At 48.2% G+C, this 14,833-nt stretch carries 11 protein-coding genes and 4 pseudogenes; 10 read left to right on the top strand and 5 right to left on the bottom strand.

The genetic code is table 11. The features are described from left to right. Positions 1–7: 7 nt before the first annotated feature. Positions 8–661: a hypothetical protein gene (locus tag WKS99_RS01155; protein ID WP_340405185.1), complete on the bottom strand. Its 654-nt coding sequence runs from the start codon at positions 659–661 to the stop codon at positions 8–10. Between the two features lie 484 nt (positions 662–1,145). On the opposite strand from WKS99_RS01155, the gene WKS99_RS01160 reads away from it, so the two are divergent. After that, positions 1,146–1,358 (top strand): helix-turn-helix domain-containing protein, encoded by a 213-nt coding sequence (locus WKS99_RS01160; protein ID WP_340405186.1) that lies wholly within the window; start codon positions 1,146–1,148, stop codon positions 1,356–1,358. Between the two features lie 91 nt (positions 1,359–1,449). On the opposite strand, the gene WKS99_RS01165 is transcribed toward WKS99_RS01160, so the two are convergent. Together WKS99_RS01165 and WKS99_RS01170 are read right to left on the bottom strand one after the other, a co-directional pair. After that, positions 1,450–2,388 carry a DUF1848 domain-containing protein gene (locus tag WKS99_RS01165; RefSeq protein WP_340405187.1) on the bottom strand — a complete coding sequence of 313 codons (939 nt, stop codon included), beginning with the start codon at positions 2,386–2,388 and terminating at the stop codon, positions 1,450–1,452. An 8-nt stretch (positions 2,389–2,396) separates the two neighbouring features. Beyond that, positions 2,397–3,278 carry a hypothetical protein gene (locus WKS99_RS01170; protein WP_340405188.1) on the bottom strand — a complete coding sequence of 294 codons (882 nt, stop codon included), beginning with the start codon at positions 3,276–3,278 and terminating at the stop codon, positions 2,397–2,399. Positions 3,279–3,625: 347 nt separating this feature from the next. On the opposite strand from WKS99_RS01170, the pseudogene WKS99_RS01175 reads away from it, so the two are divergent. The 8 genes and pseudogenes from WKS99_RS01175 to WKS99_RS01210 all read left to right on the top strand — a co-directional run bounded on the left by WKS99_RS01175 (position 3,626) and on the right by WKS99_RS01210 (position 11,079). Next, positions 3,626–4,520 (top strand): annotated as a pseudogene (locus WKS99_RS01175) (DUF6017 domain-containing protein). Positions 4,521–4,526: 6 nt separating this feature from the next. Next, positions 4,527–5,005: pseudogene (locus tag WKS99_RS01180) on the top strand (PcfB family protein). After that, positions 5,002–6,300 (top strand): annotated as a pseudogene (locus WKS99_RS01185) (VirD4-like conjugal transfer protein, CD1115 family); the annotation flags it as partial. The pseudogenes WKS99_RS01180 and WKS99_RS01185, both read left to right, overlap by 4 nt. 742 nt (positions 6,301–7,042) lie before the next feature. Then, the gene (ltrA, locus tag WKS99_RS01190) at positions 7,043–8,920 is read left to right on the top strand and encodes a group II intron reverse transcriptase/maturase (protein ID WP_340405189.1); all 1,878 of its coding nucleotides are present in this window, start codon (positions 7,043–7,045) and stop codon (positions 8,918–8,920) included. 152 nt (positions 8,921–9,072) lie between these two features. Next, positions 9,073–9,633: pseudogene (locus WKS99_RS01195) on the top strand (type IV secretory system conjugative DNA transfer family protein); the annotation flags it as partial. A gap of 3 nt (positions 9,634–9,636) precedes the next feature. After that, complete coding sequence (locus WKS99_RS01200) at positions 9,637–9,855, top strand: Maff2 family mobile element protein (RefSeq protein WP_153917335.1); 219 nt, start codon at positions 9,637–9,639, stop codon at positions 9,853–9,855. Positions 9,856–9,922: 67 nt separating this feature from the next. Next, positions 9,923–10,789 (top strand): VirB6/TrbL-like conjugal transfer protein, CD1112 family, encoded by an 867-nt coding sequence (locus tag WKS99_RS01205; RefSeq protein ID WP_340405190.1) that lies wholly within the window; start codon positions 9,923–9,925, stop codon positions 10,787–10,789. Positions 10,790–10,803: 14 nt separating this feature from the next. Continuing rightward, on the top strand, positions 10,804–11,079 hold the full coding sequence (locus WKS99_RS01210; protein WP_340405191.1) for a hypothetical protein: 276 nt from the start codon (positions 10,804–10,806) through the stop codon (positions 11,077–11,079). A 363-nt stretch (positions 11,080–11,442) separates the two neighbouring features. Here the strand turns inward: WKS99_RS01210 and WKS99_RS01215 are convergent, their stop codons facing one another. Together WKS99_RS01215 and WKS99_RS01220 are read right to left on the bottom strand one after the other, a co-directional pair. Continuing rightward, entirely contained in the window at positions 11,443–11,640 is a 198-nt protein-coding gene (locus tag WKS99_RS01215) for a helix-turn-helix domain-containing protein (protein WP_186853432.1), read from the bottom strand. A gap of 979 nt (positions 11,641–12,619) precedes the next feature. Beyond that, positions 12,620–13,645 carry a LysR family transcriptional regulator gene (locus tag WKS99_RS01220; protein ID WP_340405192.1) on the bottom strand — a complete coding sequence of 342 codons (1,026 nt, stop codon included), beginning with the start codon at positions 13,643–13,645 and terminating at the stop codon, positions 12,620–12,622. 153 nt (positions 13,646–13,798) lie between these two features. On the opposite strand from WKS99_RS01220, the gene WKS99_RS01225 reads away from it, so the two are divergent. Next, positions 13,799–14,815, top strand: coding sequence for a hypothetical protein (locus tag WKS99_RS01225; RefSeq protein ID WP_186853434.1), 1,017 nt, complete (start codon positions 13,799–13,801; stop codon positions 14,813–14,815). Positions 14,816–14,833: the final 18 nt, after the last annotated feature.

Here is a 14,833-nt window from a genome sequence, read left to right on the forward strand (position 1 = left end):
TATAGCCTCAGAAAATAGCTGCCGTGCTTGTTAAGAAACAGGGAAAGTGGGTGGACACGATGATTTTCTCTGCGTGCATTCTGCCCCGGTCAGTGACCGCTGTGGTACCAATCAGCTCCCGCACCAGGGTGTGCTTATAGATGTGCAGACTCTTGGAGAGTGCAGAGAAAAATTGCAATGGATGGAACTGGGCCTGATTTGTAAGCATGACCGCACCTGTCGTGGGGAAGAGGAGAGGCAGATGGTCAGCAAATTCTGCGCCGGCCCCCAACTGCTCCAGGACGCTCAGTTCTGTCTCTAACGCTTCCCGGTTAGACATAAGCGGGTTTTTCTTCGAAGTCACAGTCCATGCCCTGGCACAGCATCCGGTAGTTCTGGAGGGCCGCCTCATTGGCAGAAAGGTATTGCTGTGCCCAGTCAAATCCAAAGGTTGGATAGGCTTATGGTAGATGAGTCTGTGAATGGTCAGCTTGGCGGTGGTATTTTTGTAATGCCGCTGCAAATCATTTTTTCTTCTGCCAACAGGGTATTCCGGCCTGGTGCAGAAAGTAGGCACACAGGACTCCCGCCACGCCCCGCCAATAAGTACATTGGTGGTTACATCCCGTTCGAATGAGGGAAAGTCTGTATACTCCCAAGTTTGCTCCCATACTGATTTCATGTCCGCGTCCTCCCATAATACAGTCATGGAATTAGTGTTTTCCAAATGAAGGGAAGTATACATGTGAGGGTGTATGTGGATAGGGAAGCAACATGTGTGAATGCGAGCCAAGGGTTTTATAAGAAAGCTAGATAAAACAAAAGGGCGGAGCAGATGGAGTACATGTATCCTTTTCGCCCTCAGTTAGATTACCGATAAGGAGGAAAGAATAAAAGATTCATAAAGTACACCTCTCGCTTAGGAGTTTGGCGTTTCTTTTGGTACGATATACCCATCATAACTTCCCATTATTTTTAATTCGCTATGACATTGTGTGGTTACTGGTCAATCTGCACAAAAATCCGTGAAATGCCGCCTCGTTACGGCCTGTTCAGAATGTCAAATTAGCAAATTCTTAGCACGGATGATGGCAGAAAACCCCTTCGCCACAAGGAAAATCAGATAGGCATAGTCAAAATGTCTACGAAAAATGGGAGGCAAAATTATGAGTACATCGCAGGAAAAGAAGCTACCGAGCAACAGAACCTACACCGTGGATGATATTGCCGCAATCCTTGGTATTGCAAAATCCACCGCATACCGCTTGGTGAATTCTGGAGAATTCAAAACAATTCGCATCGGTTATGCGATCCGTATTTCCAGGAAGTCGTTTGAGGACTGGCTGAAGATGGAAGAACCAGAAGAAATGAATGAGTAAACAATAAGGCTATAGCCCGGCGCCTCTACAATGTGCAGAGGTTTCCGGGCTATTTCTACGCCTATGTGCTTCTGAAGATATTGAACTCATATCAAAAATCAAATTGCATTTGATTAACAAGACAGGAATGCATTTTACGTTCTGTTATTTTATCATCTGGGCCAACTTCTCCAACTAAAAGTGGAGATTCTGGATTATGCTTGCCGGTATTTGTGGAAACTGTTTTTGCGCTGTAGTTAGCATAACAATATCGGCAACCATTCCGGCAAGTATTATAAGCACCTATATCAAGACTTTCAATACAACCACATTCAAGACGTTGGTTTTTGTCTTTTCCAACCTTCAAAGGACAATTCAAAAGAGCAGAAAACAAACGATCATCTATACACCGTGCATGATCAATTCCATATTTTTGTAAATCAATACCTTCTGCGCAAGTATCCATTTTGAGGCCGTAACTTTTTGCAATTTCCACAAGGCTTTTGGCAAGTAGCTCTTGCATATCTTGAGTAAACTTTTCGACAGAAAGCCCGGCAATGTTCTTTTCTGTATTCCTGTAGAAATCCAAAAAACTAATAGTACACTTCTTGGTGTATGGAGAGAGACGCTTTGCAAGTTCTTCAAAATAGTGAACATGGTATTCAAAAGTGTATGTTTCGTTTAAAAATATAGGGTCATAGCGCCAAATCACCTTTTCCGGGCCAATCATATCAGATAATTTTTGAAAAGCTGGTATGATAACATTATTTTTAGATGGGATTGATGCCTCCACATCTTGCCCATAGGCATTTAATGTGAACTGAAAATAATATGTGTAATCTTTCAGACGATCGAGTTTAGCCAACATTGGTGTTGGATTTTTTGTCCAAAAAACAATGCCATCGACAACATCAGGATTTAAACTTATTTTACTGATCTGATGCGCATTCATTGGATTTCTTACCAATGCATAACCTTCTTTAATTCGATTGAAAAACCATTCGGAATAATATGTTGGTATGTCCGTTCGTCTACTAGCGCTTATTATCATGGCACTTATCACCTCAATTCGATAACAAGTTGTGCTCCATCGTGATCAGACTGATTCTGCACATACTGATAAGATATTTTTTGAAAAGATGGCGACTGTCTGTGGTAATAATTAGTCCATCGCTCTGCGCCTAAATCTCCATTTGGAAATGCACTTCTAGCATATGCGTTTCCGCAAAATCCGGCATCTTCAAGCATGTCAAGAAAATTATACCACCTATTTCGCCCTTTATTGCAACTATCGACATCTGTAATAATAATTAAAAACGGTGAATCTTGAGAGCGGTTTGAAATGATATTATCGATAATTCCTTGAAACAAATCAAGAGTTAGGTGCTCTTGATTTGTGTTATAAAGATGCGATAGCAGATACTGAATTACAACAACATTATAATGTATGCGTGCAGGTCGCCCATCAGAAAGCACAACAAAAATATCTTCCCGACGTAGTTTAGCTGTGATGTTATTAGTCGTCGCTGTATATGTCTTAATTCTATTATGAATGGTTTCCCATAAAGGATTACGGTCATAACCCTTGTAATAAATATTTTTACCTTCGGCAACCTCTTCAAAAGCCATCAGATCAGGTGTTGCTCCGCAACCTATAGAAAAGATATTAAAATATGGGTACCAAGAAGTATCTACAAAATCTAAGGCATTATGGATTTGTTGTGAATACTTCTCCGTAAATCGAACAACATATCTGAGCAACAAATTGGGACATGTATAGTCACAGCGGCCACCATATTTCGGATACCAATGAACTTGGTCCAGGCAATCATCGCAGTTGTGATTGCAATTTCCCTTATTGTCGCAATCACGGCCACAATATTCTGCCGAAGATCGATCATATTCTTCTTGACACCATTGCACCAATGTATCCTGTAACATATTTGCGCCTCCTATGGCAATAGTTTGTTATACTTGATGCGCATATTGCACATATTGCAATTTAATTTCTGACTTCATTATACCATTACTTATTATCTTCGACAATGAACAACTGTAACTCACTAGCTTAAATTTTACCATCGCCGCACACCATAGGATTAGACCTATGGTGCTTTTTATGCCGAAAACTGCCCCGAAAGGAGTCGAAAATCCCATGTTTTTTCTTCCACAATCAGTCGAAAGACCGCCGCCCATAGGTTTTCACCTCCGGGGCATCTGGGCAGCGTAGAGACCGCCTTTTTCCTAAAAACCAACACTTTTTCAGACCGCCGAAGGGAGGTGATAACATGGCGGTATTTCGCATTGAGAAAACCCGCGACTACACGGTGATGTCTAACCACCACCTGCGCAACGCTGGCCTGTCCCTGAAATCCAAAGGGCTGCTCTCCGTGATGCTGTCCTTGCCGGAGGACTGGAACTACACCACCAGAGGCTTGGCCAAAATCTGCAAGGAGGGTACGGACAGCATCGGTTCCGCCCTGAAGGAGCTGGAGCGGGCCGGGTACATAAGTCCGCAATCGGCTCCGGGACAGCAAGGGCAAGATCGTGGATGTGGAGTATGTCATCTATGAGACGCCCCATCTCCCAGACACGGGCCAGCCGTGTGAGGACGAGCCGGATACGGCTTGTCCAGATACGGAAAACCCGGATATGGATAACCCATGTCTGGAAAACCGGCCGCAATTAAATAAAGAGAAAAGAAATCCTGAAGAACAAAATACTCATTCACTAAGCACGGAAGGATCAAATCCTATCCAATCAAGCCCCCAACCCCCCGCAGGGGCCAAACGGACCGGACGGGACTGGATGCAGGAGCGAGAGAACTATCGGGAACTTATTTTGGAGAATATCGAGTATGACTATCTATGCCGGGATGACCGGCTGGATCGGGATTTGCTGAATGAGTTGGTGGAGCTCATGGTGGATACCGTCTGTTCCCGCAGGGAGATGATCCGCATTGCCGGGGACGACTATCCGGCGGAGGTGGTCAAATCTCGGTTCCTGAAGCTGAACAGTTCCCACATCGAGTATGTGCTGGACCGTATGCGGGACAACACCACCTATGTCCGCAACATCAAGAAATATCTGCTGGTTGCCCTGTATAATGCCCCGGCCACCATCGACAGCTACTATGCGTCCCTGGTGAACCACGACCTGTACGGCAGCGGAGAAAGGAGGTAATCACTCATGCAGGAAGAAGTCACTCAGCGCACCGTTGCCCTCTGTGTGGAGGCCACCAAGCTCTCCGCCGGGATGCTGCAACAGGCCATGAAAAAAGTGCTGGACGAGATGCAAAAAGGCGTGACCGGCCACAAGACCAAGCTGCACCACGGCAAGCAGACCCTCCGGCAGCTGATGAAGCATAACACCGGCGTTTCCAACATCGAGATCACCGACCAGAACATCCGGGTCTTTTCCGCCACCGCCAAGAAGTACGGCATTGACTTTGCGCTGAAAAAGGACACCAGTGGCGACATACCCCGTTATCTGGTGTTCTTCAAGGGACGGGATGCCGACGTTATTACGGCGGCTTTTAGGGAGTTTTCCGCAAAGAACCTGGAGAAAGCTCTATCCGCAAGGAGCTGGAGCAGGCAAAGCAGCAGTCCAAAGCCCAGCACCGCCAGCGGGAGAAGGTCAAAACCAAAGACCGGGGTGTGGAATTATGACGGTTGACTTGAAGAAGGTTCTCATCCTCAACCTTCCGTATCTGCTGTTCGTGTATCTCTTTGACAAGCTCTGCCAGGCGGTGCGCCTTGCACCCGGCCTTGACGCCTCTGAAAAGTTCCTGCATTTGAGCCAGGGCTTTACGGAGGCGTTTTCTTCTGGGCTGCCCAGCCTGTATCCCCTGGATCTGCTGGTGGGCATCGCCGGGGCGGTCATCGTCCGGCTGGCAGTGTACGCCAAAGGGAAAAACGCCCGCAAATACCGCAAGGGCATCGAGTACGGCAGCGCCCGGTGGGGCACGGCGGCGGATATTGCCCCCTATGTCGATCCGGTCCCTGACTGGAACATCCATCTGACCCAGACGGAAAAGCTCACCATGTCCAGCCGCCCAAAAAATCCCAAGTACGCTCGGAACAAAAATATCCTGGTCATCGGCGGCAGTGGCAGCGGCAAGACCCGTTTCTTCGTCAAGCCCTCCCTCATGCAGATGCACAGCAGCTATGTGGTCACCGATCCAAAAGGGCAGCTTTTGTCCGAGGTGGGAACCATGCTGCGGCGGGGCGCCCCCAAGCTGGACGAGAACGGAAAGCCCATGCGGGACGCCCACGGGAAGGTCGTCTATGAGCCGTATCGCATTAAAGTCCTCAACACCATCAACTTCAAAAAGAGCATGAAATACAACCCCTTCGCCTACATCCGGTCGGAGAAAGACATCCTCAAATTGGTCAATGTCATCATCGCCAACACCAAAGGCGACGGGGAAAAATCCTCAGAAGATTTTTGGGTGAAGGCCGAGCGCCTTTTGTACTGCGCCCTGATCGGTTACATCTGGTACGAGGCGGAGCCGAAAGAAAAGAACTTCCTCACGCTGCTGGAGCTCATCAACGCATCGGAGGCCAGAGAGGACGACGAGGAATTTCAAAGCCCTGTTGACCTGCTCTTTGCCAAGCTGGGGAAGGAACACCCGGACCACTTCGCCGTGAAGCAGTACCGCAAATTCAAGCTGGCCGCCGGCAAGACCCTGAAATCCATCCTGATTAGCTGCGGTGCCCGCCTTGCTCCCTTCGATATAGCGGAGCTACGGGAGATCATGTCGGACGACGAACTGGAGCTGGATACCCTGGGCGACCGAAAAACGGCGCTGTTCCTCATTATGAGCGACACGGATACAACATTCAATCTCGTCATCGCCATTCTGCAATCCCAACTCACAAATCTGCTCTGTGACAAGGCAGACGATGTGTACGGCGGCAGGCTGCCCGTCCATGTACGCTTTCTTCTCGACGAGTTTGCCAACAGTGCGACACGTTCCTAACTGAAAAGGTTAGGCGTGAAGCTGAAAAAAACAAGAAAATTGAAAGGAGTTTCATCCAAATCAGTTTCATAGAACTGATATTCCGACAGGTGGAATGATTGGGTAACGCCCTGAAACGCCTGCCCTAAGACTGCGCCGGGCATGGTGCAAGCGCAAAGACGCACTGTGTCCGAGAGCGCGCGGAAGTCGGCGGAAGTCTGTCCTAACGGGTCAAGCCGAGGAAAGCGCCCCAGCGGTGGGGTGTGCGGATGATACGCCGGGGGTCTACAAAATGCCCATGGTGAGAATGTGCGGTGAAGCGCACTGACGAAGCCCTGAATGTACGGGGCAAGACGAATGAGCCGCAGAAATGCGGTTGCCGCCTATGGCGGTGTGCGTGGGGACGAGTAAGAGTCGTTAGTATGAAACTCCCTGCGGCGTTACAGGCGCCGCCCAAGCGCACTGGCTTAAAGGGGCCACCTAAAGGTATATGCACAGATAGGAATATCGGAACGTGGAAAGGTTGGAGCATGGAGCGCATTGCGACGCTATGAAGTGCTGGCGCGGAAAGCAGACTGTATAACGTGCCTTTATCCAACTGAGAGCGGTGCCGCGACCGTTGAAGCCGCTGTAATGGCTGTGGAGGAACAGGCACCAGTCGGCTTTGAAAGCAAGAATAAAAGAACAGTATTCATAGGTTCGAGTATGACTAAGAAAGGCACGCCCCAAAGGAGGTATGCCGACTATGACAGTGAAGAAGTTGCAAAAGAAAGCGAAACTGCGCAACGCTGAATACTTCGGCTTGCAGGATGTATTGGACAGGCTCTATGCCCAAAGTGCGGAAAACAAACGTTTTACTGCGCTGATGGAGCTGGTGGCCGCTGATGAAAATATCTTACTTGCTTACCGAAATATCAGCAAAAACAAGGGTAGCAAAACGGCGGGAACGGACGGAAAAACTGTCCGCTACCTGTCAAAGTTCACAAACACAGCACTCATTCACTATATAAAAAGGCGGTTGGAGCAGTACCAGCCCCAGCCGGTGCGCCGGGTGGAAATCCCCAAAGGAGACACAGGGAAAACTCGCCCTCTGGGAATCCCTACGATTGCCGACAGGCTGATTCAGCAATGCTTCCTGCAAATTCTGGAACCAATATGCGAAGCGAAATTCCATGAGCGGAGCAACGGTTTCCGTCCCAACAGGAGCGCGGAACACGCGCTGGCACAGTGCTACGCAATGATACAAAAACGCGGTCTGCATTATGTGATTGACATTGATATAAAAGGTTTCTTTGATAATGTCAGCCACGGAAAACTGCTCAAGCAGATGTGGAACATGGGCATACAGGACAAGCGTGTGCTGAGTATCATATCCGCCATGCTGAAAGCGGAAGTTGCAGGAATCGGTTTTCCGAAAAAGGGAACGCCCCAGGGCGGTATCATTTCCCCACTGTTATCCAACATCGTCTTGAACGAATTGGATTGGTGGATTGCCAGCCAGTGGGAGAATATGCCGACACGCAAAAACCGTGAATATGCGCGGTCTGACAATGGGGTTATTGACAAAAGCCAGAAGTATGAAATGCTCCGAAAAGGCTCTGCTCTAAAAGAGTGTTACATCGTCCGGTATGCCGATGACTTCAAAATCTTCTGCCGTAAGCGGAGCGACGCAGTAAAACTCTTTGCAGCCGCAAAAGATTGGCTAAAGGAACGGTTGGGGTTGGATATCAGCCCCGAAAAGTCCAGAATCGTCAATTTGAAAAGGCAATACTCTGAATTTCTCGGTTTCAAGCTAAGAACCGTGAGAAAAGGCGTCAAGAGCAACGGCACAGCGAAGTACGCGGTAGAATCGCACATGAGCGACAAGGCAATCAAGAAAGTTAAGCGGCAAACACGGGAAATGGTGAGAAGAATTCAATCCCCGGCAAATGTGAATGAGGAATACAAAGCCATTGGAGCCTATAACGCCTATGTTTCAGGCATCCAAAATTACTACCGTTATGCTACCCACATCAGCAAAGACATTCGTAAAATCGCCCTCGGCATCACTCGAACCATGCAGAACAGATTGAAAGAACGCTTGCAAAAGCAAGGAAACCCTTTGCCCGCCTACATTGCGGAGCGGTATGGAAGAAGCAAGCAAATTCGCTATGTGAGCGGACAGGCAGTTATCCCTATTGGGTATGTCCAAACCAAAGCGCCGCTTTACAAACGGCGGGAAGTGAACCACTACACGGAACAAGGCCGCAGAAGTATCCACAGGAATCTGGAATCCGTGAATATGAGCATTTTACATTACCTCATGCGGAACCCGGTACAGTTTGCAAGTGTGGAACTGAACAACAACAGATTGGCCTTGTACTGCGCCCAACATGGGTGCTGCGCCGTTACCAAACAGCCGCTTGAAATCGGGGACATTCATTGTCACCACAAGCTCCCGCGAGAGAAAGGCGGTAACGACCAATACGGGAATCTGGTACTGGTTACAGAGGCCGTCCATATTTTAATCCATGCCACCTATAGCGAGGTAATTGCACGCTTTGTTCAAACATTGCGGTTAAACACAAGACAGCGTGCGAAGTTGAACACTTTGCGCAAAATAGCAGGCTTATTCTCAATCTAAACGCAATCGCTCACTGAAAACTGTATCTATTTACAATTCTTTCAAAGTCGATGGAACGCCGTGTACGGTGAAAGCCGCACGCACGGTGTGAAGCGGGGGAAAAGACGGAAAGCGGCGCTGACGCGCCGCTCAGGTCTTACCTATCGCTATTCGGTCAGATACCCAATTTCGACAAGTTGATTGCCACCATCCGGAGCCGGGAAATCTCGGCTTCTATTATTTTGCAGTCCCAAAGCCAGTTAAAGACCATCTACAAGGACGCCGCGGATACCATTGTGGGCAACTGCGACACCACCTTGTTTTTGGGGGGCAAGGAGAAATCCACCCTGAAAGAAATCTCGGAGCTGCTGGGCAAGGAGACCATCGACAGCTTCAACCAATCCGAGAACCGGGGCAGCCAGGTTTCCCACGGCCTCAACTATCAGAAATTAGGAAAGGAGCTGATGACCCAGGACGAGATCGCAACGATGGACGGAAACAAGTGCATCTTGCAGCTTCGCGGGGTGCGGCCGTTTTTCAGCGACAAGTTTGATATAACGAAGCATCCCCGCTACAAGTACCTTGCCGACGCCGACAAGAAAAACATTTTTGACATTGAACGGTACATGAAACGCAGACCGGCTATTGTGAAGCCGGACGAGCCTTTCGATCTGTACGAATTGAAAGCAACCGACCTTCAACCCAACAATTCAAATGAACGAAAGGAACTGTGATTTATGGATTTCTTTACAAACGCTATCGATGTTTTGCAGACCCTGGTGATTGCCCTGGGCGGCGGCCTGTGTGTATGGGGCGGCATCAACCTTCTGGAAGGTTACGGGCAGGACAACCCTGCCTCCAAAAGCCAGGGGATCAAGCAGCTCATGGCGGGCGGTGGTGTTGCCCTCATCGGCATCACCCTGATCCCCCTGCTGTCCGGCCTTCTCTCTGCCTGATGCCCTTTCAGACCCAGCGGGGGCTTCTGTTTCATAGCAGGAGCCTCCGCAAAGGAGGTGATCTCCCTTGATATTAGATATGATCGAGGAGTGGTTCAAGGAACTGCTCATTGACGGTATCATTTCAAACCTGACCGGGATGTTTGATACCCTGAATACAAAGGTGGGCGAGATCGCCGGGGAGGTCGGCATGACGCCCGCCGCCTGGAACAGCAGCATCTTCAATATGATCCGCAACCTCTCGGAGACAGTAATCGTCCCCATCGCGGGCATCATCCTCACCTTCGTCATGTGCTACGAACTGATCCAGCTCATCATCGAGAAGAACAACCTCCACGACTTCGACACCTGGATTTTCTTCAAGTGGATTTTCAAGACCTTCTGTGCGGTACTGATCGTCACCAACACCTGGAACATCGTCATGGCGGTGTTCGATGTGGCGCAGAATGTGGTCAGCCAGTCGGCGGGGGTCATCATCTCGGATGCGGGCATCGACATCTCCGGCGTGGTGGGCGATCTGGAGACCCAGCTTGCCGACTGGAGTGTGGGTGCACTACTGGGGCTGTGGTTCCAGAGCGTGTTCGTGGGGCTGTGTACGCAGATACTTTCCATCTGCATCTTCCTGGTGATCTACGGCAGAATGATTGAGGTGTATTTGGTGACCTCCATAGGACCCATTCCTTTTGCCACAATGGTCAATCGGGAGTGGGGCTCCACGGGACAGAACTACCTTCGCTCCCTGCTGGCCCTGGGCTTCCAGGCCTTTCTCATTATGATCTGTGTAGGCATCTACGCGGTGCTGGTGGAGGGCATCTCCACATCCGGCGATAACATATCCGCTGCCATCTGGGGCTGTATGGGCTATACGGTTTTGCTGTGCTACACCCTGTTCAAGACCGGCAGCCTGGCAAAATCTCTGTTTGGGGCGCATTAAGGAGGTGTGAAACATTGGCTTATGTAACAATCCCGAAGGACCTGAGCAAGGTGCAGAGCAAGGTATGGTTCAATAAAATAGCACTAGCACATCTAAATAAGAAGATCACCCAAAAGATCCTGAAGTATAAAAAGAAGTTGGAAACACTATATGGGCAGAAACTTTTAGAGTCAATTATTCAAGATAATCAGCAAAACTCTATCCTAATAATGCTCGATACATTATCGACAACGACAAAGCGCATGTATGAAGATATTTCTGACATTAGAAATGCTATCATTAGAGTATGATTTGCTTTTAATGCACAACACTACTTTTAGTGAAACTCATTTTTATTGACTTAGAAAAAAGGTGCTGTAGAAAAACAGGTTAAACTTTTTGAGTATGAAAAGTGTATCTCATTTTTATATCAGTTGCAATTATTTCTGCTTACAGTTACTCCATTTCGAAGAAACAAGCTTTCTCTATTTTTGAAAATCCAAGGGGGCGTTTTTAATAATTAAATCAAAATCTAATGCATCTATTAATTCTTTTGCGCGCATTCCTTCGTGATATGCTAATCCAGGCCCCAAAAGTCTAAAAAGTCGTTTCACCTTTCTTTTCCCTTTTGACCCTGTAGGAATAGGACACGGTGCAATTCCTAAAAACTTATCTTAAAGCTCTAAACTATCCAGCCACTCGTCGAAGGACTTTCTGGAGATCCGGATGGCTGTGCCGATGCGTACGCTTTTGAAGTACCCTTTCTTGACCAGGGTATAGGTAGATGACCGCCCGATATGGAGGACCGTTGCAATCTCTTCCACCGTATAGGCGCGGGTCTGGGGCTGCAATTCTTTCTCTTTTTGTTCCATGATTTTACCTCCTGATATGTCGCCGGATGGGCCGTTTTGATGCCGTTATGCCGGGCAGCAAATCCTCCTTCCTGCTAATTTCTTGCTAATACGACTTTTGAAAAGCGGTTAAAAGCAGGGGATTATAGGGACAATTTGCGATTAGGTGTATCCGCCGTACAGCATGATATGAAACGAGAAGAAACTGTAGAGGAAGTAGAGAAGAACACAGAATGGGAACGCCATACTCCACAGACTCCATCTGCGCAGTGGTGTGGAGAAGTTCCCGCACCGCTTCGGCCTGCATGGGGAGTCCAGCAGTGTGGACGAGATGTTCTTCCCCGATCTGCTGGCGAACTTCCGTCCAGCGGCGGTCTGCCTGATACGCCGGACTGCGTTATCAATCCAGTTCAGATGGCGTGCGGTCTCCTCCAGCTGACGGGCGGCGGCGTACAGTGCGAGGCCGTTGCGCATCCATTGGGTGGTGTGACCGCATCTTCATCGAGGACTGAGAGGAGCGAGATGGTTGCGTGGGCGATGATATCACACACATGGACGGGGACGATCGTTTTCGTATTCATGTTTTCCTTCCTTTTTGATTCAGTGTTTGGTAGTGTGTGCTACTGTCAAACACGATGCTCCTTTGCGGTTGGAAAAGCTATTCAGCAAACCCACCGAACTTTTTGCTGTGGTTTCGCTTATGATTGACAGTTTCCAGAGCAGAGGGTGGCTGTGTTCAGCCGCCCCCTGCTCCAATCGTTTTGGATCGTCTCTACGGGTCCTTCTCTTGCCGTCTGAGGGGCGAGTGTTGCGCCTCCTTAGGCTCTACAGTTAATACAGGTATTTTGCTCCCTGCTCGTAATCGTCAAATGTAGTTAAATTAAGATCCCGCCACTTAGTGGCGAGGTCTTAACGTTTATAAAATTGTGGTTTTGACTATTTGGGAACTAAAAAGTGAAAGAATCTTTTGTATTCTTTCATTCTATAAAATCAAATCTAATCACATGGTCCACTCCAAATTACATAGCGACAACAATTCTAAAAATTTCCTGGCCGTCCAGGGTAGGTGGCGATCAGCACTATAGGCTACATATACCTGACTTTGTTTATCAAAATCTCGCAGGGGGACCAGTACCACCTGGTCGTACAGATTTTTTACAGCTAAACATATCCTACCAGTCACTTCAAAAGTAAAGGCTATCCCCATCCCTTTGGCACACAGGTGAAGCAGGCTGTTCATCTCATTGAGTTGGATTAGAGGCGCCGCATTCACTCCCAGATGGTCTAAGTATAGATCGGTCAGATTCCGGCTTTGGGTCCCGACAATATTCATCAGCAATGGCTCCTCGCTTAATAATGCACGCAGGTCCGTCCTAGTGAGTTTTTCTGGGTCATATGCGATCCCTCTGCGGGCTAGAATCTCACGGGGGATGACAAGGCAGAAACGATTATCAAAATTCTGAGCAGCACGTATCCCTGGGGGTAGCCCACTGCTGAAGTTGCATATTGTCAGATCTAAGTGTCCAGCTAATAGGTCGGACAGCAACCCCTTAGACTGTCCCGTGCGAATGTCTAATTCAATATACGGGTTCTCCTGATGAAACCGAGGAAGAAGTTCAGGTAGGATAGCTCGTTGTAAAAAAACAGTAAAGCCTATCGTAAGTTTGCCTCGCCTGTGCATACAAATCTCATCCAACTCTACTGCCAGCTCCCGCTCACCTTGAATTACTTCTCTGGCAAAACGATGGAAACGCTCACCCGCATAAGTTAACTGCAGTTTTGGCGTGCGCTGGAATAATTTGACATCATAGGCGCCTTCCAAACGACGAATCTGTTCACTGACTGCTTGCGGAGAAGTAAACAGATTTTGAGCCGCCTGTGTGATACTCCCTGACTCTACCACGGCGACGAAATATTTTAGGTTCATGAGGTTCATTTTATGCCTCATCTCCTTCCAACTTTTTATTATATGTGCTTTTATCTTAAATAACAAGATTTTTCTTGTTATTTCATTCATAAAATTCATGATTTTCTTTTTGTAAAATATGTTATAAAATTGCAATGTCAAAGCCAAGTGTTATTGAACAAAACACCGAATTACTTTGTTCAGTACACGGCCCTAATAATTCCTGGCCAGGAAACCAAAAGGGAACAATATTGACAGAAAAGGAGCAATTATATGAAGGAGATCGTCTGTTCTTTTGACAGGCCACATTCTTTCTCAGAACTGTTCCAGCTAGGATCCATGTCCTTTCAGGTAGATGTAGAGTGGGCTAAATGGCCTGATGAATTTATGGGGATCCATGTCATGAACACTTGCTGGGGAGACGATGGTTTTCTTTATGCTGCCACCGACCGCAGCGAGGCACCTATTGTAGTGATGGATGGAAAAGGGCAGTTTGTCAGGGCTATAGGTCAGGGGCTATTCCAAAAAGCGCATAGTGTCTTTTGTACTGCTAAGGATACCCTGATTGTAGCTGACGCAGGCAAGAACTCCCACTTCATTAGGGAAATTACGCCCCAAGGCCAACTTGTGCGTACCTTCGGGACCCCTGGTGTTCCGGGAAACAGCGGCTATGAGTTCGACTATTTCATTACCATGGAGGCAGAAAATCGTCAGCCCACGCAGCATCCTTGGTGCACCGATCCAAAAGCTATGGCCCGTCTGGACAGTATCCAAAAGCGAGGTGGCCCCTTCTGCCGTCCTTGTGCTATGCTTCTCTCAGATGATGGTATGTATTACGCTGCAGACGGCTATGGGAACTGTGCTGTCCACCGCTTTGATTCCAATGGGAATTATTTAGATTCCTGGGGATCCCCCGGTACTGAGCCTGGCGCCTTTCGTATCGTCCACGCGATACTCATAGACCGCTTTGACAGGGTATGGGTAGCCGACCGTGAGAATTGCCGAGTCCAACTATTTACCCGCACTGGAGATTTACTGGCTGTCACTAAAGGCGGAATGTCACGGGCCGGCGGGATTTGGGCTGATGCTAAATTCCTCTATGTAGGAGAATTGGACGGGGGTCTTACTCTTATTGATCTGGAACGACTGGAGGTAGTCGGACAGACTGCTGGTGCCGGCCAATTCTTCCGCATCCACGGTATTACCGGCGACTCAGCAGGAAACCTCTATCTGTCCACTAATAAATGGGGCCCTAATCAAAACAATCTAATTAGGCTAGTCCGGGTTTGACCTGGCAGCCTCTTATCA

Source organism: Flintibacter sp. HCN-6482, from assembly GCF_037892565.1.
Lineage (GTDB): Bacteria > Bacillota > Clostridia > Oscillospirales > Oscillospiraceae > Lawsonibacter > Lawsonibacter aceti.